Source organism: Streptomyces sp. NPDC050528 (assembly GCF_044457795.1).
Lineage (GTDB): Bacteria > Actinomycetota > Actinomycetes > Streptomycetales > Streptomycetaceae > Streptomyces.
Genome location: NZ_JBITHH010000015.1, coordinates 91316 through 117021, shown reverse-complemented (window position 1 = coordinate 117021; position 25706 = coordinate 91316). Strand labels below are relative to the sequence as shown.

Sequence of the window (25706 nt, the reverse complement as noted above, 5' to 3'; positions counted from 1 at the left end):
ACTCCATTGGATCGTCGGCGACTTACTGGTAACGTTGATCTGTCATCCCGGTGGTCATAGCCACCTCCAAGGAGCCCACATGGACCCTCTCGAAAACACGACGACTGCAGGGCTGGGTGACCGCATCCGGCTGCTGCGGGGCAAACGTGGCCTCAAGCAGCAGGATCTGGCGTCCAGCGAGATATCGGCGAGCTACATCTCCTTGATCGAATCCGGCAAGCGCGCTCCCTCGGAGTCGGTGCTCGCCGCGCTCGCGGAGCGCCTCGGCTGCTCCGCCGAGTATCTGCGCAGCGGTCGGGACGACCACGAGCTGGAAGAGGCCCGGCTGCGGCTGGCCTTCGGTGAGATGGCCCTGCGCAACGGCAGCAACGGCGAGGCACTCCAGGCCCTCAGCGAACTGCTGGCCAAGCCCAGCCTGTTGGACGTCTCCATGACCCGGCGCGCCCGCATGGGCCAGGCCTCCGCGCTGGAGAAGCTGGACCGTACGGAGGCCGCCATCGCGGTCCTGGAGGAGCTCGACCGCGACCCCGACCTGGCTCCGGGTTCCGCCGAGTGGTGCCAGATCGCGGTCGCCCTGTGCCGCTGCTATCGCAACGCCGGCGACATCACGCTCAGCATCGAGATCGGCGAGCGGGCCATGGCCCGGCTGGACGCCCTCGGCCTGGACGTGACGGTCGACCACGTCCAGCTCGGCGCCACGCTCATGGCGTCGTACCACATGCGCGGCGACCTGACCCGGGCCCAGCTCATGGGCGGCAGGCTGCTGGACGCCGCCGAGAAGCAGGGCGCGCGGGCCGCTCGGGGTGCCGTGTACTGGAACGCCGGGCTGGTGGCACGCTCCCGGGGGCAGCTCAACGAGGCCATGGCGCTGGTCGAGCGGGCGCTCGCGCTGATGTCCGAGGACGACAACCTGCGCCATCTCGCCATGCTCAAGATGAACTACGGCTCGCTGCTGCTCCAGGTCGACGAGCCCGAACCGGCGCGCGGCAAGCAGCTGTTGGAGGAGGCGCAGCAGCTGCTGGCCGAGGTGGGCAACGCCCCGGAGCTCGCGCAGTGCGAGATCGGGCTCGCCGACGCCGACGCGATGCTGGGGCAGTGGGACGAGGCCGCGGCGCACGCCGAGCGCGCGCTCGGGCTGACCGGCACCGAGTCCCGTATCCAGGCCGTCGGCGCCCGGGGCACGCTCGCCGAGATCCAGCTGATGCGCGGCAACTTCGACCAGGCCGCGCAGTATCTCCAGGCCGCCACCCGGCAGTTGCGGCAGTTCCGGCCATCGCACCAGGTGGCCCTCAACTGGCGCTACCTGGGCGATCTGTGGAAACGACAGGGCAACACGACCGAGGCCCTCAAGGCGTACGACCGGGCGCTGTCGGCGGCCGGCATGGCACCGCACCGGGACCCCGGCCACATCTTCACCGAGCAGCACCGTTCCTGAGATCCGCGCCGCATTCCCGAATCCGGGTGAGTTCCCTACCGTCCAGGGGGAGTTCACCGCTCGGGCGGCTCCGGTCAAAGGCATGGACCATTGACCGTCGTGCCTGGTAAAGGCATGGACCATTCGACGTCGAACAGCCCGGCGGAACAGGCCGCCCGGTTCCGTTTCGAGCCGGATCCGAGCCTTCCGAACCCCCCGCCTGGAACAGTGTCCGGGCCGGGGGGTTCGTCGTGTCTCCGGTCGGGACGGCGGCAGGCACCCGGCGGCGCAATGCCCAACTCCCCCGAATTTCCGAGCCGTTCGCCGGCGATAGCCGCCCGGAGGGCGCTCCCCTTTCCGCCCCGCGTATTCCCGCCGCGTGCCGCAGACGGGAATTCCCTATTCTCTCCGAGTCGTCAATTCCCGCTCGGCGCAAGGGAATTCCCGGCGGCGGAGGCCGTCAGCGGGAGGCGTTCGCCAGGCGGTGCACGGCGGCGAGCGGGATCGGCAGCCGGTCGGGGCGGAGCCTCGACTCGTACACGGCCTCGTAGACGGCCTTGTCGGCCTCGAAGGCGCGCAGCACCACCGGGTGACAGTTCGGGTCCTCCCGGCCGGCCGACGCGTAGCCCTCGATGAAGGCGCGCCGGTTGCGCACCGCCCACGCGTAGGCCCGCCGGCGTCGGCGCAGCCGTCGCGCGGGCGAGCCGTCCGCCGGGTCGCCGGACTCCAGGGTGCCGAGGCCGGTACGGGCCGCGTAGTCGAAGGAGCGCAGCATGCCGGCGACGTCCCTCAACGCCGGTTGCGGCAGGGCGCGTTCGGCGGCGGTGCGGGCCGGTTCGCCCTCGAAGTCGACGATGCGCCAGCCGTCGGCGGTGCGCAGCGCCTGCCCGAGGTGCAGATCGCCGTGGGTGCGCTGGGCGAAGACGGAGCTGCCGCGCCCGGCGATCCGGGCGTAGTCGTCGAAGAGGGCGCCGAGCCGGGTGGTGTAGCGGGCGAGCGCGGGGACCTCCTCGGCGGCCTCCTTGAGCCGTATGTTCATCGCCGCCGCCTCCTCGGCCACGTCCTGGGCCGTGAGCCGGCTGCGCCCGAACGCCCTGTCCAGCGCGCCGTGCACGTCGGCGACGGCCCGGCCCAGGCTGCGCGCGTGCGGGGTGAAACCGCCGCCGGCCGGTACCCCCCGGCACGCGTCGTCCATGCAGTCGCTGGCGTGCCGTACCGCCTCCGCCCAGCCGTCCCGCGCGTCGGGCAGGAACTCCTCGACGAGGCCGAGCACCAGGCCCTCGGCGCCGGGGGCGTCGCTGTGCAGGGCGCCGTAGAGGCGGGGTGTGCGCTCGCAGTGCTGCTGGGTGAGGGCGTGCAGGGCCTCGACCTCGGTGTGCGGGCCGGGTTCGGGGCGGCGGAAGATCTTGAGGAGGATCTGGCCGCCGTACGACACGGCCGTGTTGCTCATCTCGACGTCGAGCGGGTGGGGCACGAGGCCGACGGGGAGCGGGTAGCGGCCGGTGCGTTCCAGGCGGGGGCCGGGGCTCGCGCCGCCGCCCGCCAGTTTGCGCAGCAGCAGTCCGAGGAGGGCGCCGTCGGCGAGGGCGTCGTAGACCCGCCAGCCCTGCCAGGGGCCGGCCGGGACGGTGGTGATCGCGGCGGGTTCGAGGCGGGCGGGGAGCTCGGGCCGCAGGCCGAGCAGGAGTTGGTAGTGCAGGGTCTGGCCGTCGGGGCGGCGGGCCGCGACCACGGCGTGCAGCAGCAGGGGTGGTTCGTCGCCGAGCGCGGAGGCCGCGCGGGTTTCGAGGCGGGCCCCGGTGAAGCGGGAGTCGAACCAGCGGCGGCCCTCCAGCCAGGGTGCCAGGGCCGGGAGCAGGGGTTCGAGGATGCCGTCGCTCATGATCCCTCCGCGGGTGTGAGCACGTGCGCGGCCTGGTGGGCCGGATCGAGGCGTACGTAGGTGGACTCGCCCCAGGCGTAGGTCTCGCCGGTGAGTTCGTCGCGCAGCTTGAGCGTGCCGTCGGCGGGCAGGCCGAGCGCGGCCGGGTCGCAGGTGACGGTGGCCTCGTGGGCGTGGTGCGGGTCGAGGTTGACGATCACGAGCACCAAGTCGGTCCCGCCGTCCGGGAGTTCGACACTCTTGGTGTAGGCGAGGATCTGGTCGGAGTCGGTGCTCTGGAGGCGCAGGTTGCGCAACTCCTGGAGGGCCGGGTGCAGTCGGCGGAGCCGGTTGAGCAGGGTGATCAGGGGTGTGATGGTGCGGCCCTCGGCTTCGGCAAGTGCCCAGTCCCTGGGCCGGAGTTGGTACTTCTCCGAGGCGAGGTAGTCCTCGGTGCCCTCCGCCAGCGGGGTGTTCTCGCACAGCTCGTAGCCGGCGTAGACGCCCCAGCTCGGCGCGGCGGTCGCGGCGAGCACGGCCCGGACCTCGAAGGCGGGTCTGCCGCCGTGCTGGAGGTAGGCGTGCAGGATGTCGGGGGTGTTCACGAAGAGGTTGGGCCGCAGGAACCCGGCACTGTCCAGGGCGAGTTCGGGCAGGTAGTCGGTCAGTTCCTCCTTGGTGTTCTTCCAGGTGAAGTAGGTGTACGACTGCTGGAAGCCGGCCTGCGCCAGCGCGTGCACCATGGCCCGGCGGGTGAACGCCTCGGCCAGGAACAGCACATCGGGGTCGGTGGCGTCGACCTCGGCGATCAGCCACTCCCAGAACTGCACGGGTTTGGTGTGCGGGTTGTCCACCCGGAAGATCCGCACGCCCAGGTCCATCCAGTGCCGTACGACGCGCAGCGCCTCGGCGTACAGGCCCTCGGGGTCGCCGTCGAAGTCGAGCTGGTGGATGTCCTCGTACGTCTTCGGCGGATTCTCGGCGTAGGCGATGGAGCCGTCGGCGCGGTGGTGGAACCACTCGGGGTGCTCGGTGAGCCAGGGGTGGTCCGGTGAGCACTGGAGGGCGAAGTCCAGGGCGACTTCGAGGCCCAACTCCCTTGCGGTGGCGACGAAGTGGCGGAAGTCGTCCTCGGTGCCGAGGTCGGGGTGGATGGCGTCGTGGCCGCCGTGCCGGGAGCCGATGGCCCAGGGTGAGCCGACGTCGTCGGGGCCGGCGTGGAGGGTGTTGTTGGCGCCCTTGCGGTGGGTCGTGCCGATGGGGTGGACCGGCGGGAGGTAGACGACGTCGAAGCCCATCGCGGCGACGGCGGGCAGCCGGTCGGCGGCACTCCGCAGTGTGCCGCCGACCGGGCGGCTGCCCGCCTGGACCACCGCTCCCTCCGAGCGCGGGAACAGCTCGTACCAGGAGCCGACGAGGGCGCGCCGGCGTTCGACGCGCAGGGGCAGGGGCCGGGAGGCGGTGACCAAGTCACGCAGCGCGTAGCGCCCCAGGGCGGCCGTCACCCGGGGGGTGGTGACGGCGGACAGCCGGGCCGGAGGGGGGCCCAGGGTGTCGCGGAGCGCGGCGACGGCCGCGGTGACCGCCTCCCGGCGGTCCGAGGAGGTGATGCCGAGTGCGGCCCGTTCGTGGAGCAACGCGCCCTCGGCCAGGGTGAGTTCGGTGTCGACGTCCGCCTCTATCTTGAGCGTGGCATCGTGCCGCCAGCTCTCCAGCGGGTCGGCCCAGGCCTCGACACGGAAGGTCCACAGGCCCTCCGTGTCGGGGACCACGGTGGCCTGCCAGCGGTCGGCGTCCTCGTCGACGAGGGTCATCGGGACCCGGTGGGCGGGGCGCCCCGCGGGATCGTGCAGGACGACGTCCGCGGCGACGGCGCCGTGGCCCTCGCGGAAGACGGTGGCCGTGATGTGGAGGTGTTCCCCGGTCACGGCCTTGGCGGGCAACTCCCCGTCCCGCACGCGTGGTTGGACGTCGAGGACGGGGATGCGCCCGGTCACCGGTGTCATGGTCGACTCCTCCCCGCTCGGATCCCGTCAGCGAAGCCCGGTCGGGGCCGGCGTCCGGGCTGCGAGCAGGTCGATGATGGTCCGTGCGAAGAGGTGGCAGTGGTTGCCGGTGCGGCCGGTGACCAGGTCGTCGTGGATGACGACGTCCTGGTCGACGTACTCGCCGCCCATGTTCCGCAGATCGCCCAGCAGGTTGTTGTGCACCACCGCGCGCCTGCCCTGCATCAGGCCCTGCACGGGCGCGGCGAGCCACATGCCGTGGCAGATGATGCCCTTGAGGATCGCCGGGTCGGCGAACGCGCGGCGCAGGAACTGCGAGGCGGGCGGCAGCAGTTGGGTGTCCTCGGTGAAGCGCAGCCGGTCGGCGACCATCCCGGAGGGGACGATCACCGCCGAGTACTCCTTCAGCGCGAACTCGTCGAGGTCCTCGAAGGACTCGGTGACCTCGAAGGGCATGCGGTGCTCATGACCCTGGAAGGTCATCTGCTCGTTGCCCCACAGCCGGGACAGGAAGTGGACCTCGGCTCCCTCCTCGGGGAAGCGGTACCGGTAGTAGAGGATCTCGGGCTCGTAGAAGTCGCTCTCCATCAGGACGGCGATCTTGTGACCGGACAGTCGCACGGCAACTACCCCTTCCCCTTCGCGGTGACCAGGTCGATGAGGAACGGCCCGCGGTGGGCGAGCGCCTGCGCGACCGCCTCCTCGGCCTGCCCGGGCTTCTCGACCCTTACGGCTGCCACACCGAGGGAACCGGCGAGGGAGACGAAGTCGACGGCCGGGCTGGACAGATCGAAGATCTCGGGCTGTTCGTGGGCGGGGATGTGCTGCTCCCGCCAGTACTCCTCGATGTTGTCCTCAAGGAGCTTGTAGCTGCCGTTGTTGCAGATGACGAACTTGGTGGGGAGGCCGTAGCGGGCCGCCGTCCACAGTGCCTGGAAGGTGTACATGCTGCCGCCGTCGCCGGTGAAACCGACCACCGTGCGGTCGGGGTGGGCGAGTTGGGCACCCAGCGCGCCGGGGATGCCGACGCCGAGGGAGCCGCCGCGGGTCTGCATCCACTGGCCCGGCACGGTTGCCGGGAGCCGGCGGAAGAGCGCCGGGGACGCCGTCAGCGCCTCGTCGAAGAGGATCGCGTCCGACGGCAGCCGGCGGGCGAACTCCTGCGCGAGGGCGATCGTCGGCAGCTCCGCCGCCTCGGCCGCGGCCTCGGCCCGCTCGTCCGCCTTGGCGAGGGCGGCCGAGCGCTGCGCGGCGTGCCGGCGCAGCCGCTCGGCCGCCGCCGTGCGCCGGCCCAGGCCCATCGCCCGGCCCAGCGCGTCGGCGAGCAGGCCCAGGGTGGCTTTCGGATCGGCGACGATGCCTAGGTCGACGGGGTGGTTCTTGGCGATCGCGCCGGAGTCGAGGTCGATGTGCACGACCGGGACACCCGCCCCGAAGACGCCGTCGAGCGCCGGGTACACCTCGGGCAGCGCGTAGGTGCCCACGACGAGGACACCGTCCGCCGCACCGGTGATCTTCCGGCTCTGCTCGCCGAACATGTGGCCCAACTGGCCCGCGTAGGCGGGGTGTTCGACGGAGAGGTTGACCTCGGCCCAGTCCGCGCCGTACACGTCGGCGCCCCACACCTCGGCCAGCCGCCCCAACTCGGCCTGGGCGCCCGCGAAGTGGACGCCGTCACCGGCGATGACGATCGGCTTGCGGGCGTCGGCGAGCAGCGCGGCGGCCTTCGCCACGGTGTCCGGGGTGGGCAGGCTGCGGGTCTCCGGGTAGGACACGGGCGCCACCGGTTCGGCGGTCTCGTGGTCCATCACGTCGGCGGGCAGCACGACCAGCACCGGACCGTAGGGCGGGGTCGCGGCGACCTTGAAGGCGCGTCGCAGGACGCGCAGCGTGGAGTCGGGATCGACCACGCGGGTGGCCCACTTGGTCACCGGTTTGGCCATGCCGACCAGGTCGGCGGCCATCTGCGCGTCCATGCTGTCGTAGCGCAGTCCGGACTCGCCGACCAGGGTGACGATCGGGGCGTGGCCGCGCATCGCCTGGTAGAGCATGCCGATGCCGTTGCCGAGCCCGACTCCGGAGTGGAGTTGCAGGACCGCCGGGGTGCGGGTGGCGCGTGCGTAGCCGTCCGCCATGCCGACGGCCGTGCACTCCTGGAGGGCCAGGACGTACTGGATCGAGGGGAAGGAGCGCAGTTCGTCGAGGAACCCCTGCTCGACCGTGCCGGGGTTGCCGAACATGAATCGGACCCCTTCGGCCTGCAGTTGTTCGAGCAGCGCGATCCGCGCGGGCCTGCTGTCCATCGTGTGCTCACCTCTCGTCGGAGCAAAGGGCGTCGGGCGGCCTCAGTCGGTCGCCGTGAACCCCCACTGCCGCAGGCCCTCTTCGAGGACCTCGACGGTCTTCTGACCGGTCAGGTAGGAGTCGGGCGTCGAACGGCCCGTGATGAACGGGTAGTCGACGATGACGGAGGTCGTCTTGCCGAAGTTGCCGTGGTAGGCGCCGCCGGGTGCGGTGGCGTCGCGCAGGATGTACTCCAGCGGGTACGGGGGCGGTCCCATCACGAAGTCGGTGCCGAGGAAGCCGGTGCCGTCCTTGTAGTCGTACTCGATGCAGTGGCCGGTGACGTGCTTGCCGCGGATGAGGGAGACCCGGGTCTCCTGGTCGCGGGCGAAGGCGAGGCAGGCGACGCCGTAGCACTCGGCGGCGATCGGCCGGTCCAGTGCGTGGAAGGCGAGGATCAGGTCGTGGACCCGCCAGTTGTTGGCGAGGTCGACGATCGGTCCGCTGCCGCCGACGATCAGGAGCGCGTCGTAGCGGTCGGCGATCTGTGCACGCACCTGCTCCAGGCGGGTGTTGTAGGCCTCCCAGTCGCGCAGGAAGTACGGCTTGGACCGGTAGGGCCGGTCGGGCAGCCAGGACGACAGGTCGAGGGGGTTGTCGAGCCGGTCCGAGGCCTCGACCTTGCGTACCTTGTCCGCCGTCTCCGGGGTGGTGACGGAGCGGCCGAGCGGCGGGTCGACGTACTCGGGGTCCATGCTCGGCGGCAGCGCGTGCGGGCGCTTGCCGGTCGCGGTGGCGAAGGTGAGGTGGTAGCCGGCCTGGTCGAAGGTCTCCAGGGGGCCGATCAACTCCTCACCCCAGTAACCGTATTCGGACAGGACGACCAGAATGCGCTTGCTCATGGGGTTCCTCCCGTTCGGCGGGACGGTGCCGACTGGCGAATTCCTGTGTACGTCGGCGGAGTTCGCGCCGGTCGTCGGCGGGGCCCGGGTCGCGGCACATCCTCAAGTGGCCGAACGCACTACGGCATGTCCTGGCCATCGATCTTCGACCGGTGAACCCGGGGGCGCCCGGCGGGAGTTGCCGCAGCTCCGGCGGCGACTTCGCACAGTGCGGCCGGTCCCCGTACGCGAGCGGCCGGGGCGGGCGCGGTTGTGGGGTCATCGGACGTGTGTCGCTTCCGGACCCCGGGAGCGGAACCCCCGATGAGCGGAGACTTTCATGCCGAGCGAACAGACCGGCTCCGACCGGGAGATCGCCGCGTTCGTGCAGCGCTGGTACGACCTGCTGAGCGGGCACGCGCCGGTCGAGGAGCTGCTGCCCCTCGTCGCCGACCAGGGCCTGGTGATGGCCTTCCCGGAGCGGACCCTGTACAGCCACGCGGACTTCCTCGACTGGTACACGGCCGTCGGCGAGGCCTACACCGACCAGTCCCACACCGTCGAGGAGGTCACCTCCCACGAGGACGGCACCCGTATCGACGTCGACGTCCGGGTGGTGTGGACCGCCAAGTCGACTGCCGACGGCAGCGTTTCGTCCTTCCGGATCAACCAGAAGTGGCAGTTGGAGCGCCCCGAGCCGGGTGCCCGTCCGCTGATCGTCGACTACCGGGTCGGCGAGCCGGTCGCGATCTGATTCCCCGTCACCTTTTGGAGGCTGACATGCCGTCGAAGTCGGTGCCCTCAGGGGCCGATTACATCGTGGTGGGTGCCGGCTCGGCCGGCTGCGCGGTCGCGGCCCGGCTGAGCGAGGACCCGTCCGTGAGCGTGGTCCTGCTGGAGGCGGGCGGCTGGGACGAGCGCCCCGAGATCCACCGGGCCGACGCCGCCTCGGTCCTCTCGCTGCTCACCGCCGAGTGGCGCAGCGAGATCGACTGGGGCTACGTCACCGAGTCCGAGGCGGGCATGGAGGGCCGCCGTGTCCCCGTGGCCCGTGGCAAGGTCGTCGGCGGCTGCAGTTCCGTCAACGCCCTGATGTGGGTACGCGGCAGCCGCCACGACTTCACCCGCTGGGTCGCCGAGGGCGCCACCGGTTGGTCCTACGACGACGTCCTGCCGTTCTTCCGGCAGGCCGAGGACTTCTCGGGCGGCGCCGACGCGTACCACGGCGTGGGCGGTCCGGTCCGGGTGCGGCAGCTCGATCAACCCGCCCCGATAGCAAGGGCGTTCGTGGCGGGCGCCGGTGAACTCGGCTACGCCACGGACACCGACGGGGACTACAACGGCGCCCGGCAGGAGGGCTTCGGCTTCCTGTACCAGACGTTCCGCGACGACGCGGGCCACCGGTGCAGCACGGCCGACGCCTATCTGCGCCCCTCCCTGGACCGCTCCAACCTGACCGTGCTCACCGACACCCTGGTCACCCGGCTGCTGCTGGACGGGACGCGGGTCACGGGCGTCGAGTACGTCCAGGACGGCGAACGGCGCGAGCTGCGCGCCGAGGGTGAAGTCGTCGTGTCCGCCGGGGCGTTCGAGACGCCGAAGCTGCTCATGCTGTCCGGGATCGGCCCGGCCGCGCACCTGCGGGAGCACGGCATCCGCTGCGTCCAGGATCTGCCGGGCGTCGGCGCGGGACTCCAGGACCACCTGTTCGTGCCGATCTGCTACCAGTCGCTCCAGGAGCATCCGGACGGGGCGCTGCTGTCCGAGGCGGGGCTGTTCACCCACACCCGCGAGGCGGGCCCGGAGGACGCCCCCGACCTCCAATTCACCTTCGGTCCCATCAAGTTCCTGCCGTCCGACGCCCCCGCCGACCAGTGGGAGGGTCCCGGTTTCACCTTCGCGCCGATCGCGCTGCGGCCGCAGAGCCGGGGCCGGATACGGCTGCGTGACACCGACCCCGTGTCCAACGCCGTCGTCAGCGCCGGCTACCTCACCTCCACGGCCGACGTCGACGTCCTGGTCCACGGGGTGCAGCTGGCCCGGGAGTTGGCCGCCACCCGGGCCTTCGACCCGTTCCGCGGCGACGAGTTGGGCCCCGGCAAGGACATCACCGGGCCCGAGGAGCTGCGCCGGTACGTCGCCGCGAACGCGACCACTCTGTGGCACCCGGCCGGCACCTGCCGGATGGGCACGGGCACGGACGCCGTCACGGACCCGGAGCTGCGCGTGCACGGCATCGCGGGGCTGCGGATCGCCGACGCGTCGGTGATGCCGTCGATCACCGCGGGCAACACGCACGCGCCCAGCGTCATGATCGGCGAGCGCGCGGCGGCGTTCGTCCGCGCGGCCGCCGCCCCCTCCCGGTCCGCCTCTTCGGAGTCCGTGCCGTCTCTCTCCCAACCGTCCCTGTCCGACGTCCACTTGAGCTAGGGGATGCAGCATGTCCGACCTTGACCAGACCCAGCAGGACAACCTGGCGCTGTACCGGCGCTTCCTCGACGCGTTCAACTCCGGCGACCTCGCGGAGATCCCCCGGGTCATCGCCGCCGGCTTCACCGACCACCACCCCGGGTTCGACATCACCGGCATCGACTCCTACCTGGAGGCGCTGCGCGGGGCGTACAACTCCCTTGATCTGAAAGGCGAGTTGGACGAACTGTCGGCGCTCGGCGAGGACCGGGTGCTGACCCGGGTCAAGCTGACCGGCACGCATCTCGCGCCGCTGCTCGGCTTCCCGGCCACGGGCCGCAAGGTGGAGTGGTCCACCACCGAGATCTGGCGGGTCGAGAACGGCCTGTTCGTGGAGCGGTGGGCACAGGACGACATGCTCGGCCTGCGCGAGCAGATCTCCTCGAACGCGTCGAACCTGGCCGTCGTCCAGCAGGTCAGCGACGCCGTGAACCACCGCCGGCTGGACGACCTCGACGACCTGTTCGGGCCGACGTTCCACGACAACAACCCGGCGTGGAGCTGCGAGAGCCTGGAGGAGCTGAAGGGCATCATCCAGGGCGCGTACGACGGACTCGACTTCTCCGTGCACCTCGACGCGCTCTACCCCGCCTCGCCCGACAAGGTGATCATGCACATCACCTTCCACGGCAAGCACATCGCGCCGTTCTTCGGCCAGGAGCCGACCGGCAAGGAGGTCTCCTGGACCAGCCTGGAGGTCTACCGGCTGGAGGACGGCAAGGTCGTCGAACGCTGGGTGCAGGCCGACACCGCCGGTCTGATGCGCCAGGTCGGCGTCCCGCTCCCCTGACCGATCCCGTACCCCGGAACAGCCACAGAAAGGACGGGCGCATGGACACCCGAGAAGTGGTCGACACGTACTACCGGCTGGCCAACTCCGGCGAGTGGGACGCCTGGTGCGACCTGTTCGCCGCCGACCAGACCATGGACGAACAGCTGGCCGGACATGTCGAGGGCCGCGAGACGCTCCGGGAGATGATGAAGGGCTTCCCGGAGATGTACGCCTCCTTCGCCAACGTCCCCCGGCACGTGGTCGTGGACGGCGAACAGGCCGCGGTGGTCTCCGACATCACCGGCCGCACCCACGACGGCATCACCGTCGAGGCCAAGGTGTGCAACTACTTCCGCGTCACCGGCGGCCTCATCACCTACTTCGCCAACTTCCACGACAGCGTGCCGTTCGCCGCGGTCACCGGGACGTGACGGCGATGACGACCGCTGCCCCGGCCGGCCTGCGCTGGTCGCACGTCGGCCTCAACTGCCGTGACCAGAAGGCCACGGAGGACTTCTACACCCGGCACTTCGGGTTCGCCCGGGCCCGGGTGGTGGAGGCCGACGGGGTCCGCGTGGTGTTCCTGCGCAACGGCCCCGTCTATCTGGAGCTGTTCGCGACCGACGCGGACGCCCTGTTCACCACGGCGAAGGACGGCCCGGACAACCCCGGCACGGCACGCCATCTCGCGTTCCAGGTCGACGACGTGGACGCGTTCCTCGCCGCCGCCGACGGCGAACTGGCGGCGCTGCTCGGCCCGTTGACCTTCGACGCGTTCATCCCCGGCTGGAAGACGGTGTGGGTGTCCGACCCGGACGGCATCGTGATCGAGGTCAGCCAGGGATACACCGATCAGTCCACCGACGAACTGGCCACGTACGCCTGACAGGAGAGTCCCCCACCATGAGGCCCGTCCCCGACCAGACCATCCTCCTCACCGGCGCCACCGACGGCATGGGCCGTGAGCTGGCCCGTGAACTCGCCGCGCAGGGGGCGTCGTTGATCCTGCACGGCCGCAGCGCGACCAAGGGCGCCGAGCTGCTGGCGGAACTGCGCGCGTCCACCGGCAACGACAGGCTCAGCTACGAGCTGGCCGACTTCTCCTCGCTGGAGGACATCCGCAAGCTCGCCGACCGCGTCCTCTCCACCCACGACCGGCTCGACGCGCTGGTGAACAACGCCGGCATCGGCGTCGAGCTGGCCCGCCAGGAGAGCCAGGACGGCCTGGAACTCACCTTCCAGGTCGACTACTTGGCGGCCTACATGCTCAGCTGCCGGCTCGCGCCGCTGCTGGTCCGCTCGGCCCCGGCCCGCATCGTCAACGTCAGCTCCGCGGGTCAGGCGCCGATCAACTTCCGTGACGTGATGCTGGAGCGGAACTGGGACGGGGTGCAGGCCTACTGCCAGGCCAAGCTCGCCCAGATCAGCCTGACGTTCGACCTGGCCGAGCGGCTGCACGGCACCGGGGTGACGGCCAACGCCCTGCACCCGGCGTCGTACATGCCGACGAAGATGGTGGTGAACCTGTTCACCCCGCAGTCCACGGTCGAGGAGGGCGTGCACAGCACCCTGCGCATGATCACCGACCCGTCCCTCGACAACGTCACGGGCGCCTACTTCAACCGCACCCAGCGGTCCCGTGCGGGCGCCCAGGCCTACGACGAGCGCGACCGCGCCCGGCTGCGCGCGCTGAGCGAGTCGCTGACCGGGGTGAGCTTCCCGTCCGACCTGAGCGGCTGAACGACTGAACGGCCGAGCGGCCTTCTTGGGCTGAGCGGCCGACCGCACCACCGAGCCCCCGCCTCGTGCACGCGAGGCGGGGGCTTCGTGGTGTGCGGATGCTAGCTCGCGGTGACGGACAGCTTGTGGTGGAACACGTTGCCCGGGTCCCAAGTCGCCTTCACCGTGCGCAACTTGGCGAGGTTCCCCTTGAAGTACAGGGTCTGCCAGGGCACGCCCGAGGTGTTCCAGGCCGGGTCGGTGAGGTCGGTGTCGGGGTAGTTGATGTACGACCCGTCGTTGGTGTCGTTCGGCACCGGCACCCCGCCGGTGTCCGCGTAGAGGTCGCGGTACAGCGCGCGCATCCAGGCCACGTGCCGGTCGTCCTGCGTCGGATCCGGCCAGTACGTAGTGAAGTTGGCCTTCAGGACGGAATCCCGCTGGGCCAGCGCGGTCGCCGTGGACGACACGGTGTTGACCTTGCCGCCGTAGGAGTAGAGCAGGATGCCGGCGTGCCCGTCGTAGGTCGCGTCGGAGAGGTAACCGTAGAGCGTCTTCGCCTGGGCGGCGGACCAACCCTGGCGCAGATAGGCGCCCTTGGACTTGGTGCGGTTGTAAAGGCCGGTGTCGTAAGGGTCCTTGAGGGTGGTCTTCAGCCAGGGCCAGGAGGAGCGGGCGTCGGTGTACGGCACGCCGATGCCGCCGGTGACAGCGGCGACGTAGGCGTCGAGGAGGGCCGAGGCGTCCGAACGGGTGCCGTCTATCTGGGTGTTGAGGACGAGGCTGCCCTGGACGCGGTTGTAGAGGATGAGGACGCTGTGGAGGCTGTCGTAGGAGGATCCGGCGACGCTGTTGCGGGCGTGCCAGGTGCCGTGGTTCGCGATCAGCGCGGTGAAGGCGGCCTCCGTGAGGTCGGTCCACTTGATGGCGACCGTCGACTTCAGCAGGGTCTTGGGCGGTCTGGGCAGGAGGGTCGATGGGTCGGTGCCGGTGGCGTCGGGGGCGCGGAACCAGTAGCGGGTGACGATGCCGAAGGTGCCTCCGCCGCCGCCCGTGTGGGCCCACCACAGGTCACGGTGCGGGTCGTCGGCCTCGCGGGTGGCGACGACGGCACGGGCGGTGCCGGAGGCGTCGACCACGACGACCTCCACGGCGTAGAGGTGGTCGACGACGGCGCCGTACTGGCGGCACATCGCGCCGTAGCCACCGCCGGTGACATGGCCGCCGACGCCCACGGTCGGACAGGTCCCGCCGGGCAGGGACACGCCCCACTCCAGGTACAGGGTGCGGTAGACGTGGCCGAGAGTCGCGCCGCCCTCCACCAGGAAGGCGCGGCGGGCGGGGTCGTGGCGGACCGCGTCCATCTCCGACATGTCGACGAGTATCCGTACGTCGGGGTCGTCGACCAGTGAGTCCAGGCAGTGGCCGCCGCCGCGTACGCCGATGCGTTTGCCGGCGTCGACCGCCTCCTGGACGACGGACACCACCTGCGCGGTGGTGTGGACGAGGCGTATCGAGTCGGGGGCGGCGACGAATCTCGCGTTGTAGCCGCGGGAGGTGAGGTCGAGATAGCGCTGGTCCGAGGCGCCGACGGTGACCGCGGCGGGGGTGGTGGTGTCCGTGGCCGTGCTGTCGGCGGCGAGGGCGCGGGTGGGAACCACGGCCGCGGCGATCCCCGCGGCGGTGGCGGTGCCGAGGAGTCCGCGTCGGGTGAGGCCGGCGGACGGGCGTCGGTCGGGTTGCTGTGGTGTCACTGCTGTCTCCTTCGTTCGTGAAAAAACTGCCGCCCAGGAGGCCAGGAGCCTTCTGGGCGGCAGGAGTTGGGGGTGAGCCCGGGGACCGGCGTCAGACGACGTCGTGTCCGCTGACCGTGGTCTCCGGGATCTCGTCGCGGACGTCCCAGTGCTCGGCGATCAGGTCGTTCTCGAGCCGGAAGATCTCCACGACGGCCGAGCCCCGGTCCGTCGACGTGGCGCGGAAGTGGGTGTGCACGAAGACCAGGTCCCCTGAGCCCGCCGCGCGCTTGATCTCGAACCGTGCCTCGGGGAGCTGCTTGCGGAAGCCCTCGATGAACTCGACCAGCGGCTTGCGGCCGTCGGGCAGGTTCGGGTTGTGCTGGATGAGGTCCGCGGCCAGGTACTTGTCGGCCAGGTCGGTCTGCCCCTGGTTCCAGACGGTCTCCAGGTATTCGCGCACGAAGTGCACCTGGTGGCTGCTCATGAGTTCTCCTTGGCTAACTGATGTGTACAGGTGTGGCGGACTGCTCGGCGACCTTGGCCGTCGACGCCTGCCGGACGGACAGCAGATGGGCCAGCCCGGCGAGGACCAGGACGCCCAGGGCCGCGGCCGGGATGGGGCCCGCGCCCACGCCCGGCAGCAGGGAGCTGCCGATGAAGCTGCCGAGGCTCATCCCGAGGTAGAGCGCGGCGGCGTTCAGAGCGAGGATCAACCCCGGTTGCAGGGGCACGAGTTCGACCAGCCGGGCCTGCTGCGGTGCCTGGTAGAGCTGGCTGAAGAAGGCCCAGAAGGCGAAGAACACGAGCCCGGCCGTGGAGTGCGGGGCAACCAGCAACAGGGCGAATCCCAGGGCGAGTCCGAGCACGGCGAGGCCCACCGTCCGTTCGCCGCCCAGCCGTTCGGCGATCTTCGGCGCCGACGCGTTGCCCGCGACGCCGATGACGCCGAAGGCGAGCAGGGTCACCGAGATCAGTCCGGACGACGCGTCGAAGCGGTCCTTCAGATAGGCGCCCGCGATGCCGTAGACGGTGAACTGGGCGGCCATGAACAGCAGGGTCGTCGAGACCGTGGCCACGGTGGCGGGCGTGTGCAGCGCGCTGCGGTAGGCCCGCACGGTGGGCGGTTCGCCGGCCGGGATCTCCGGGACGAACACGAACACCGTCACGAAGGCGATCGCGGAGAGCGCGGCCACGCCGAGCAGCGCCGGACGCCAGCCGAGGCTGCCGCCCAGGAACGACGCCAGCGGCACACCGAGTACGGCGGCCGCTGTCATCCCGCCGAAGACGGTGGCGAGGGCCCGCTGCCGGCGCTCCGGCGGCACGATGAGCGCGCCGGCCGCCGAGGCGCCGGGTCCGAAGACGGCCGCGCCCATCGCGCCGAGGACCCGAGTGACCGTCAGGAAGCCGTAGTTGGGGGCTACGGCCCCGAGGGCGGCGCCGACGGTGAGCAGTCCGATGCCGACGAGGAGGACCCGCTTGCGGTTCCACCGGCGCAACAGGATGGGGGCCGAGGGCGCGCAGACCGCGAAGGTCAGCGCGAAGACGGTGACGAGGATGCCCACCGAGGCGGGCTGGACGTGCAGGTCGTCCCCGATCGGACCGTTCAGGCCGACGACCGCCAGCGAGATCGTCCCCAGGCTGAAGTAGCCCAGTGACAGCGACAGCAAGGCCGGTAAGGCGCTGCGGGACGGCATCACGCCACCTCCTCTTCCGAACGGGAAAGGTGCATACGGTGACCGTAGGAGCGCCCCGCAGGCCCTCGCGCGCGCCGCGAGACGGACCCCGGCACTGCCCGAGGTCCGTCCCTGCACTACGTCAGGTCGTGCCGAAAGCGCGTGAGCGCAGCACCAGCGGCACACTGCGGCCGGAGCTGATCAGCCAGTGCTCCACGGCGTTGACCAGCAGGAGCAACAAGGCCGTGAACGCCAGCACGGCGAGGGCCGGCACGAGCGGTGCCACGGCGGCGGCGGCCAGCAGCACGAGGCCGCAGTAGAAACGGGTGGCGGACGCGGCGCCGAACATCCGGCGGCGCGTGTAGCAGAAGGTGAGCAGGATGAGGGCGGCGCCGACCGGCAGCAGCCCGGCGGCACCCGAGTGCGGGGTCCGCAGCGGGGCGTGCACGGTCCGCGCGGCGCCGACGGAGACCAGCAACAGCCCTGCCACCAGGACGAGATGGCCGTAACTGAGCACATCGCGGACGACGATCGCGGGGGTCGGGTGGGTGCGCAGGGCGTGGGCGACGGCGGAGGCGACGAGGTGGAAGTAGAGCCACCACAGGGCGCAGCCGATGAGGAAGGCGAGGGTGAGCGCGGTCAGACTGACCGGGTCGAGCGGTCCTTTGGCGACTCCGGCGCCGACGGAGAAGATGTTCTCGCCGAGCGCGATGATGATGAACAGGCCGAACCTTTCCGGGAGATGGTTGACGCCGAAGGCCAGCCGCCGCAGATGGCCGCTGAGCAGGACGGGCGCCGACAGCTCGGCGACCACGGCGACCGCCCAGCACACCTCGCGCCAGGGCGCGGGGAGGGTGGCGGCGCCGAACAGCACCAGGGCGAAGGCGAGTCCGGCGCGGTAGGGGTGGATGGTGTAGAGCGCGCACTCTCTGCGGATGGCCTCGCCGATGAGCAGGCGCAGGGCGAGGTAACTCCCCGCGTACAGCAGGGCCTGTTCCCGGTCGTTCAGAGCCTGTGGTGCGGCAACTGCCATGCCGTAGACGGCGAGTGCGGTCAGCATCAGGAACACCCGCTGCAGACTGGTCTCGTGCACGGCGTTCATCGCCATGACGACATCCACCCAGGCCCACCACAGCGGGACGAGCACCAGCAGACACTGCCCCAGCACGGGCCAGGTGGCGTGCCCGGCGAGCAGGTGCGCGACCTGGCCCACGCCGAACGCGAGGACCAGATCGAAGAAGAGCTCCGCCCAGGTGGCCCGGTCACGCACCTGAACGGCCGGGACGGTCGTTGTCGCGGTTGCGTCGGTCATCGTCGTATCGGGACACGGGCGGACGCGGCGCACACGGAATGCGCGAAGTGGACACCTATTGCGGCAAGTTGAGCACCCGGCTGTCCGAACTTCAGCGCCGGGTGAGCGCCACCCGCACCGACCCACCTTCCAGGTCGACGAGCCGCGTCCACCCCGCCGCCAGGGTCAGAGTCCGATTCGGTACGGCCACCCCCAACCGCTCCCGATGCAACACCCGCCCATCCTGGACGACTTGCAGCACCGGCCGCTTCAACAGGGCCGACGTCCGCAGGACATACGGGTGCCCGTCACCCGGGGCGACACGGTTCGGGGCGATCCAGCGCAGCGGCGGCTCGACGAGCAACGGCACGGTGTGGCGGGGCCATTCGGCACCGGCGAGGCTCGCCAGAACAGCGGCGGCGACCCGGACCCCCTCGCGGGTGGCGGTGGCCGCGCTCTCGACGGGGTGCAGGAGACTGCCGGCGGCGAAGACACCGGGCCGGGAGGTGTGCAGGGCACCGTCGACGGCGGGGCCACGGGTTCCGGGGTCCAGTTCCAGGCGCCCCCGCCGGGCGAGTTCGTGGTCGGGCACGAAGTCTCCGGTGAACACGACGGTGTCGCAGGCGAGTTGAGTGGTACGACCGTCCCGGTGCCGGACGCGGACGCCGGACAGCCTTCCGTGGCCGAGGAGTTCGGTGACGGTGGTGTCGGTGAGGAGGGGGATGCGGTGACGGAGGCGGGCGTTGTGGGTGCGGGTGACCGTCGTCTGGGAGGCGGGCAACTCGGTGACCATGGCGACGACTTGAGCTCCGACGGCACGCACGGTATCGGCGGCGGCATAGGAGACGTCCTCGGCACCGACCACGAGGGCCCGGGTGCCGATCCGCTGCCCGTACAGGTGCACCGCCTGCTGCAACTCGCCTGTGGTGTATACCCCGTTGGGGCGCGTCCCCGGCACCAGGCGGGCTGCGCGGGGGCGTTCGCGGGCACCGGTGGCGAGGACGACGGCTGCGGCACGGACGGTCTCCGGCCCCTGTGGACCAACGGTGTCGAGGGCGAGGGGTCCCGCCCAGTCGAGTGCCGTAATCCCCGTACGCACGACGGCACCGGCACGTACGGCGGCGTCCAGGACCAGGCGGGCGTACGCGGGCCCGGTGAGAGGATGCGTCCAGGTACCGAAGCCGCCGTGGTGACAGTGCCGGGGCACTCCCCCGGCGTGCTGTTCCCGGTCCAGCACTTCGACCCGGGCGACACCGGCGACGGCGAGGCGCGCGGCTGCGGCGAGTCCTGCGGGGCCGGCGCCGACGACGAGGACGTCGACTTCGCGGGCGGGGCGGGTCATGGCTGGGCGCCTTGGCGCGTCGGATGGATCATGCCCCGGCCCCTTCGAACAACTCCCGTACAGCCGCCCCGCAGTAGAAACCCTGACAGCGCCCCGCCCGTGCCCGCGTCCGTCGACGCAACCCGTCGAGATTGCGCGGCGGCACCGTACTCACGAGCGCGTCCCTGATCTCGCCGCGCGAGACCCGCTCGCAGTGGCAGACGAGGGTGCCGTACTCCGGGTCCGCGGCGACGAGTTGGGCGTTCTGGTGCGGCCGCGGGTGTGACTCGCCGAGGTTCGGCATGCGGACCGGGTCCAGGTCCCGCACCGGGCCGCCCAGGTCCAGGCCCGCGTCCGCGAGCAACCCGGTCACGTGCGCGGCGATGGCCATGGACGCCGTCAGGCCGGTGGAACGGATGCCGCCGACCGTGACGTACGCCTGCTCCGGGTGCGCGGTGATGCGGTAGTCGTCCTCTTCGGTGGCGGCGCGCAGACCGGCGTAGACGGCTGTGACCTCCTCGTCGAGCAGCGCGGGGAGGATGCGCGCGCCCTTCCCCCGCAGCAGGGCGAGCCCTTGGCTGGTCGAACCGGTCGCTCGCTTGTCGTCGAGGTCCTCGGCGGTGGGGCCGAGGAGCAGGTTGCCGTAGACGGTGGGGGCGACCAGAACCCCCTTGCCGAGTGCGGTGGGGACGGGCAGGAGGATGTGGTGGACCAGTTCGCGGGCGAGCTGGTCGAAGACGATCAGTTGGCCTCGGCGCGGGGTGACCGTGAAGTCGTGGTGGCCGAGATGACGGTCGAGGGTGTCGGCGTGCAGTCCGGCGGCGTTGACGAGGTAGCGGGTGTGGAGGGTGCCTCGGGGGGTGGTGAGGATGTGCACGCCTTCGCCCCAACTGACTTTGCTTACTGGCGAGTTGAGGTGCAGGTCGACTCCGTGCCCGACCGCTTGTGTCGCGTACGCCAGTGTCGTGGTCCAGGGGCAGATGATGCTTTCGCCGGGGACGTGCAGGGCGCCGAGCGCACCCGGGCCGAGGTGCGGTTCGCGTTCGTAGAGTTCGGGAGGGTCGATCAGGCGGGTGTCACCGTACTCATTCCGTACGGCCTTCTCCGCCAACTGCGGTAGCGCGGCGAGCTGTTCCTCGTCCCAGGCCACGAGCAGCGCGCCCACCGGTTCGACGGCGATGCCCGACTCGGCTGCGTACGCGGCGAGTTGGCGGGAGCCCTCGCGGACGAGGCGTGCTTCGAGGGAGCCCGGTACCGCGTCGAAGCCGGTGTGCAGGATCGCGGTGTTCGCCTTCGAGGTGCCTTGGCCTACGTCGTCCTGCGCCTCGACGAGGGCGACGCGCAGGCGCGGGTGGCGGGCGAGTTCGCGCGTGATGGCGCAGCCGACGACTCCGGCCCCGACCACCGCCACGTCGTAACTCCCCGACGGCAACGGCCCGTTGACCGTGACGGTCACGCAGGGGCCCGGTCGAGGAGCGCCGTCACTTCGGTACGGAAGGCGGCCCGGCGTTCGGCGGCCTGGTCGGGGGTGATGCGGGGCTCGTAGACGGCGGCGGGTTTCCATTCGGGCAGGGCGTCAGCGAGCAACGAACCCGGTTCCGCGCCGAGTTGGGCCAGTGCGCCCACGCCGAGGGCGGTCGCGTCGGGGAGTGCGGAGACCTCGACGGGGCGTTGCAGGAGGTCGGCCTGGGTCTGCATGAGGAGGGCGGAGCGGGTGAGGCCGCCGTCGACGCGCAGGACGTCGAGGGGTGTGCCGAGGTCGGTGGCGGCGGCTTCGGCGAGTTCGACGACCTGGGCGGCGAGGCCCTCGCACAGGGCGCGCACGAGGTGTCCGGAGGTGGTGTCGAGGCCGAGCCCGGTGAGCGAACCGCGCAGGTCGCCGCGCCACCAGGGTGCGGCGAGTCCGGCGAGGGCCGGTACGAAGGTGACGCCGCCGCTGTCGGGCACGGCACCGCCCACGCGGTCGAGATCGGCGGCGCCAGTGATGACGCCGAGGTCGGTGAGCCACCGTACCGCGGACGCGGCGGTGTAGACCTGACCGTCGAGGCAGTAACTGGTCCGGCCGCCGAGCCGCCACGCCACGCTGCTCACCAGTCCCGAGTCCCCGCGCCGGGGTGTGTCGCCGGTGTGCGCGAGGAGGAACGCCCCTGTGCCGTAGGTGCACTTGGCGCCGCCGGGTGCGGTGACGCGTTGGGCGAGGAGGGCCGCCTGCTGGTCGACAACCAGCCCCGTGAGGGGTATCTCCGCGCCGAACGCGGTGGTCGTGCCGATGAGTTGGGCGCAGTCGACGACGCTCGGGAGGCGTTCCCCGGACAGGCCGTACAGGTCGACGGCGCGGGGTGACCAGGTGACCCTGTCGAGGTCGAGGAGCTGGGTGCGGCCGGCGGTCGCCGCGTCGGTGACGTGGGCGCCGGTGAGACGGTGGACCAGCCAGGAGTCGGTGGTGGTGACCATGCCGTCCCGGGTGAGGTGGCGGCGGATCCAGGCCATCTTGGGTGCGGCGAAGTAGGGGTCGAGCGGCAGGCCGGTCAGGGCACGCAACTCGTCGGCGTGCTCGGCGAGTTCGGCACAGACGCTCTCGGCCCGCCGGTCCTGCCAGACGAGGGCGTCGGTGAGCGGCATTCCGGTGTCGGGGTCCCAGGCGAGCACGGTCTCACCCTGATTGGCGAGGCCCAGCGCCGTCACGGGTTCGTCGGCCTCGGCGAGCGCGCGGCGCCCGGCGACGATCACCGAGTCGTACAGCTCCTCGGGATCGGCCTCGACCAGGCCGCCCGACAGCCGACGGGTCCCCACCGAGACGAACCCGGTACCGATCACACCGCGTTCGGGACAGATCACCAGGGCCTTCGTGCCGGATGTCCCCTGATCGACGGCGAGTACCGGACCCGTCATACCACCCCTCTCGTAGATCACTGCGCGACAGACTGCCGCCGGTCCGCACCGGACGTCAAGCATTTCTGATCATCGGTCAACTCGTGGATATATCTGCGGAGTTGGGTACGACCACCACCCGGGAGCAGCGCCGGTTTCCACAAGCAACCAGGCCGCACCACATCGTCGTGTCCGGCTCACCCGGCTGGATCCAGAGCCCTACGCCGTCCCGTTCCGGTTCCATGAGGTGCCCACCGCGCGGGGTCCGCCGGGAACATGTGCGACGAACTCGCCGAGGGGATCGTCTGAAAGCCGTGCTCACAGCCCCGCACCAGGTACAAACTCCCCCTCCGCATACGGCAGGATGAGCGGTCGCGTCGCTGCGGAGAACCGTTCCGGCCGGCGTGACCGCAGTACCGGCAATGCCCGCAATATCGAGCAGGTGGACAACGTGACGACTCTTCGCATCCGGCCGTCGGCGGCGCTCTCCGCCGCCGTTTCCCTCCCCGGCGGTGACCGATGAACCGCGCGCCGACCCTGGACGACTTCATGCTCGCCGGAATAGCTCTGGCCTGCGGCCTGTTGGCGGCGTTCCTGTTGCGGATACTGCTGCGCTGGCTCGGCAAGCACGCCGACCGTACCCGCTGGAGCGGCGACGACGTGATGGTCGACGCGCTGCGCAGCGTGCTGCCGTGGTCGGCGGTCATCGGCAGCGCGGCGGTCGCCGGGGCCGTGCTGCCGTTGACGCACACGGTCCAGCACCAGGTCAACCAGACCCTCAAGGTGCTGACCATCCTCGCCGTGACGGTGGGGGCGGCCCGCGTGATAGCGGGACTGGTCCGGGCGGTCACCAACTCCCGTTCCGGGGTGGCGGGTTCGGCCACGATCTTCGTCAACATCACCCGGATACTGGTCCTGGCCATCGGCTTCCTGGTGATGCTGCAGACGCTGGGCATCTCGATAGCGCCCATGCTGACCGCCCTGGGCGTCGGCGGTCTCGCCGTGGCGCTCGCCCTTCAGGACACGCTCGCCAACCTCTTCGCGGGCATCCACATCCTCGCCTCGAAGACCGTCCAGCCCGGCGACTACATCAAGTTGAGCAGCGGGGAGGAGGGGTACGTCGAGGACATCAACTGGCGTCAGACGACCGTACGGGCGCTTTCCAACAACCTCGTCGTGATACCGAACGGCCAGCTCGCCAAGACGAACATGACCAACTTCATGCGTCCCGAGCAGCAGTTGACGATCCTGGTCCAGGTGGGCGTCGGCTACGACAGCGACCTGGAGCACGTCGAGGAGGTGACCATGGAGGTCATCGCCGAGGTCATGACCGACATCACGGGTGCCATTCCCGAGCACGAACCGGCCATCCGCTTCCACACCTTCGGCGACTCGCGGATCGGCTTCACGGTGATCCTGGGGGTCGGGGAGTTCAGCGATCAGTTCCGCATCAAGCACGAGTTCATCAAGCGCCTGCACAAGCGGTACCGGCAGGAGGGCATCCGGATTCCGGCGCCGACGCGGACGGTGGCGTTGCAGCAGGGGTCGCTCCCGCAGGGGGCGGTCGCCATACCGCAACAGCGGGTTCCCGAGGACGAGCCGGGCGAAGTTCCCTCCACCCGGCTCGACTGACCTGACCGGTCAAGTCCCCTAGAGGGTCGCGGAGTTGTCGCGGTAGCGCCCGCCGGTCCGGCCGTGCGGGACGGCGAGGGACGGGTTCACCGGCGTCACCGTCCAGTCCGGATGACCGGGCATGCGCGGCGTCGCCGTACCGTAGAGCCAGTCCCGCAGGAAGCCGGACAGGTCCTGGCCCGAGACCTTCGACGCGACGGCGATGTAGTCCTCCGTCGTCGCCGAGGAGTCGCGGTACCGGGCGAGGAAGGCTCGCTCGACGGCGTGGAAGGTGTCCTCGCCGATGAACTCCCGCAGGGCGTACAGGACGAGGACGCCGCCCAAGTAGCGTTGGTTGTCGAAGAGGTTGACCGCGTTGGGGGCGGCGACCGGGCCCGAGTCGTGGCGCCACTGGTCGCCGCGCGCGTAGGTGTCCTTCATGCGGGCTTCCATCGTGGTGAGGCCGAGGGAGTCGGGCCAGCCGCGCTCGTAGCGGTAGAGGAGTCCGTAGAAGTCGGCGTGGCCCTCGTTCAGCCAGAGGTCGGCCCAGGTGGCGGGGCTGACGCTGTTGCCGAACCAGGAGTGGACCAGCTCGTGCATCATGTGCGAGCCGATCTTGCTCTCCTCCTGGAGCAGGAAGTTCGGCTTGTAGAGGGTGAGGGTCTGGGTCTCAAGCCCCGTGAAATCAAAGGCGGTCGGGCTGTCGGAATTGCAGGGCAGCAGTCCGTACGTCTCGAACGGGAACGCTCCGAGCCGCTGCTCCAGCCAGTCCACCTGGCCCGGCGTGAGCGCGAGCGCCGGTTCCAGGGCGGCGGCGCGGGCGGTGGGCACGATGTCCCGCAGTGGCAGCCCGTGCGGGCCACGGCGCTCCTTGACGACGTAGTCGCCGACCGTGATCTGCACCAGCTCGGTCGCCATCGGCGAACGGGAGTGGTACGTGTACGCGGTCCGGCCGCCGCTCAGGTTCTCCTCGCAGACGAACTGCCCGTTGGCGACCCCGCGCAGCCCGTCCGGGACGGTGATCCGGAACGTGAAATCGGCCTTGTCGCTGGGGTGGTCGTTGCAGGGGAAGACGGTGTGCGCCAGGTTCGGCTGGCCGCACACCGCGAAACCGTCGGGGGTGAGGACCCAGCCGCCGGTGGGCGCGGCGGCGCGGCTCGGGTCGACGGAGTACTCCACGCGGACGGTGACCCGGGCCCTCGCCGGGAGGGTCCGGGCGGGCGTGATCCGCAGTTTCTCGTCGGCCTGCTCGAAGTCGGCGCTACGGCCGTGAACGCGCACTGTGCGGATGTCGAGGCCCAGGGCGTCCAGGGAGAAGCGGGTCAGGGCCTCGGTCGTGCGGAGTTCTATCGTGGCCGTGCCGTCGACGAGCTTGGTCGTCGGGTCGTAGGCGAGGTCGAGGTCGTAGGAGTGGACTCGGTAGCCGTCGTTGCCGAGGCTCGGGTAGACCGGGTCACCGAGGGTCTCGGCGCCCTCGTCGCCGTAGCCCTGTCCGGTCGTCCCGTCGTCGTTCCCCCGTCCGGCCGCGAAGGCCGGGGAACCCACGGTCAGCGCCGTGGCCGTACCGATCAATGCGGCCACCGGGGCCGTCACTCTGGTGCGATATCTCATGATCCGCTTTCGCTCGGGCGGCCGGGTGGTCAGCTCCGGCCGTCGGTCAGTGAAGGTGATCCACCCGTTACTGACTACCGAACCGGTCGGTCGGTTGCCCTCGGATCGCGCACGGGTGTTCGCGCGGTGCGGACGGACCGCTGTCGAGCGGGACCCGAGCACGAGATATCTTGATGTCGAGCAATGT

General features: G+C 70.8%; 21 protein-coding genes. 8 read left to right on the top strand and 13 right to left on the bottom strand.

All coding sequences use genetic code 11. From position 1 onward, the window contains the following. The first annotated feature begins 79 nt into the window (after window positions 1-79). Complete coding sequence (locus ACIBK4_RS40995) at window positions 80-1435, top strand: helix-turn-helix domain-containing protein (RefSeq protein WP_399003590.1); 1356 nt, start codon at window positions 80-82, stop codon at window positions 1433-1435. A 439-nt stretch (window positions 1436-1874) separates the two neighbouring features. On the opposite strand, the gene ACIBK4_RS40990 is transcribed toward ACIBK4_RS40995, so the two are convergent. The 5 genes from ACIBK4_RS40990 to ACIBK4_RS40970 are packed head-to-tail and all read right to left on the bottom strand — an operon-like array spanning window position 1875 to window position 8466. After that, window positions 1875-3296 carry a hypothetical protein gene (locus ACIBK4_RS40990; protein ID WP_399003588.1) on the bottom strand — a complete coding sequence of 474 codons (1422 nt, stop codon included), beginning with the start codon at window positions 3294-3296 and terminating at the stop codon, window positions 1875-1877. Continuing rightward, window positions 3293-5281: an alpha-1,4-glucan--maltose-1-phosphate maltosyltransferase gene (locus ACIBK4_RS40985; protein ID WP_399003586.1), complete on the bottom strand. Its 1989-nt coding sequence runs from the start codon at window positions 5279-5281 to the stop codon at window positions 3293-3295. Before ACIBK4_RS40985 ends, ACIBK4_RS40990 begins: the two co-directional genes overlap by 4 nt. Before the next feature lie 27 nt (window positions 5282-5308). After that, entirely contained in the window at window positions 5309-5902 is a 594-nt protein-coding gene (locus ACIBK4_RS40980; protein WP_033279114.1) for a DJ-1/PfpI family protein, read from the bottom strand. Between the two features lie 5 nt (window positions 5903-5907). Then, the gene (locus ACIBK4_RS40975; RefSeq protein ID WP_399003583.1) at window positions 5908-7584 is read right to left on the bottom strand and encodes a thiamine pyrophosphate-binding protein; all 1677 of its coding nucleotides are present in this window, start codon (window positions 7582-7584) and stop codon (window positions 5908-5910) included. Between the two features lie 42 nt (window positions 7585-7626). Then, on the bottom strand, window positions 7627-8466 hold the full coding sequence (locus ACIBK4_RS40970; protein WP_318020374.1) for a type 1 glutamine amidotransferase domain-containing protein: 840 nt from the start codon (window positions 8464-8466) through the stop codon (window positions 7627-7629). A 319-nt stretch (window positions 8467-8785) separates the two neighbouring features. On the opposite strand from ACIBK4_RS40970, the gene ACIBK4_RS40965 reads away from it, so the two are divergent. The 6 genes from ACIBK4_RS40965 to ACIBK4_RS40940 are packed head-to-tail and all read left to right on the top strand — an operon-like array spanning window position 8786 to window position 13426. Then, the gene (locus tag ACIBK4_RS40965) at window positions 8786-9199 is read left to right on the top strand and encodes a nuclear transport factor 2 family protein (protein WP_399003581.1); all 414 of its coding nucleotides are present in this window, start codon (window positions 8786-8788) and stop codon (window positions 9197-9199) included. 26 nt (window positions 9200-9225) lie between these two features. Beyond that, window positions 9226-10875, top strand: a complete 1650-nt coding sequence (locus ACIBK4_RS40960) for a GMC family oxidoreductase (protein ID WP_399003579.1) — start codon at window positions 9226-9228, stop codon at window positions 10873-10875. A 10-nt stretch (window positions 10876-10885) separates the two neighbouring features. After that, window positions 10886-11704 (top strand): ester cyclase, encoded by an 819-nt coding sequence (locus ACIBK4_RS40955; RefSeq protein ID WP_399003577.1) that lies wholly within the window; start codon window positions 10886-10888, stop codon window positions 11702-11704. 41 nt (window positions 11705-11745) lie between these two features. Next, window positions 11746-12117 carry a nuclear transport factor 2 family protein gene (locus tag ACIBK4_RS40950; protein ID WP_019060080.1) on the top strand — a complete coding sequence of 124 codons (372 nt, stop codon included), beginning with the start codon at window positions 11746-11748 and terminating at the stop codon, window positions 12115-12117. A gap of 5 nt (window positions 12118-12122) precedes the next feature. Then, window positions 12123-12572, top strand: coding sequence for a VOC family protein (locus ACIBK4_RS40945; RefSeq protein WP_399003575.1), 450 nt, complete (start codon window positions 12123-12125; stop codon window positions 12570-12572). Window positions 12573-12589: 17 nt separating this feature from the next. Next, the gene (locus ACIBK4_RS40940) at window positions 12590-13426 is read left to right on the top strand and encodes an SDR family NAD(P)-dependent oxidoreductase (RefSeq protein WP_399003573.1); all 837 of its coding nucleotides are present in this window, start codon (window positions 12590-12592) and stop codon (window positions 13424-13426) included. 101 nt (window positions 13427-13527) lie between these two features. On the opposite strand, the gene ACIBK4_RS40935 is transcribed toward ACIBK4_RS40940, so the two are convergent. The 7 genes from ACIBK4_RS40935 to ACIBK4_RS40905 form a co-directional block, all read right to left on the bottom strand. Next, on the bottom strand, window positions 13528-15159 hold the full coding sequence (locus ACIBK4_RS40935) for an FAD-binding oxidoreductase (protein WP_399003571.1): 1632 nt from the start codon (window positions 15157-15159) through the stop codon (window positions 13528-13530). Window positions 15160-15250: 91 nt separating this feature from the next. After that, on the bottom strand, window positions 15251-15625 hold the full coding sequence (locus ACIBK4_RS40930; RefSeq protein WP_366433453.1) for an ester cyclase: 375 nt from the start codon (window positions 15623-15625) through the stop codon (window positions 15251-15253). Window positions 15626-15638: 13 nt separating this feature from the next. Then, a complete protein-coding gene (locus ACIBK4_RS40925) occupies window positions 15639-16835 on the bottom strand; it encodes an MFS transporter (RefSeq protein WP_399003569.1) in 1197 nt (398 codons plus the stop codon). A gap of 121 nt (window positions 16836-16956) precedes the next feature. Next, on the bottom strand, window positions 16957-18126 hold the full coding sequence (locus ACIBK4_RS40920; protein WP_399003567.1) for a low temperature requirement protein A: 1170 nt from the start codon (window positions 18124-18126) through the stop codon (window positions 16957-16959). A 91-nt stretch (window positions 18127-18217) separates the two neighbouring features. Beyond that, window positions 18218-19447, bottom strand: a complete 1230-nt coding sequence (locus ACIBK4_RS40915; RefSeq protein ID WP_399003565.1) for an NAD(P)/FAD-dependent oxidoreductase — start codon at window positions 19445-19447, stop codon at window positions 18218-18220. A gap of 28 nt (window positions 19448-19475) precedes the next feature. Continuing rightward, window positions 19476-20882, bottom strand: a complete 1407-nt coding sequence (locus ACIBK4_RS40910; protein WP_399003563.1) for an FAD-dependent oxidoreductase — start codon at window positions 20880-20882, stop codon at window positions 19476-19478. Beyond that, on the bottom strand, window positions 20879-22318 hold the full coding sequence (locus tag ACIBK4_RS40905; RefSeq protein WP_399003561.1) for an FGGY family carbohydrate kinase: 1440 nt from the start codon (window positions 22316-22318) through the stop codon (window positions 20879-20881). The genes ACIBK4_RS40910 and ACIBK4_RS40905 overlap by 4 nt, the downstream gene beginning before the upstream one ends. Window positions 22319-22816: 498 nt before the next feature. On the opposite strand from ACIBK4_RS40905, the gene ACIBK4_RS40900 reads away from it, so the two are divergent. Next, window positions 22817-23929: a mechanosensitive ion channel family protein gene (locus ACIBK4_RS40900; protein ID WP_399003559.1), complete on the top strand. Its 1113-nt coding sequence runs from the start codon at window positions 22817-22819 to the stop codon at window positions 23927-23929. 18 nt (window positions 23930-23947) lie between these two features. Here the strand turns inward: ACIBK4_RS40900 and ACIBK4_RS40895 are convergent, their stop codons facing one another. Then, entirely contained in the window at window positions 23948-25519 is a 1572-nt protein-coding gene (locus ACIBK4_RS40895) for a M1 family metallopeptidase (RefSeq protein WP_399003557.1), read from the bottom strand. Window positions 25520-25706 lie beyond the last annotated feature (187 nt).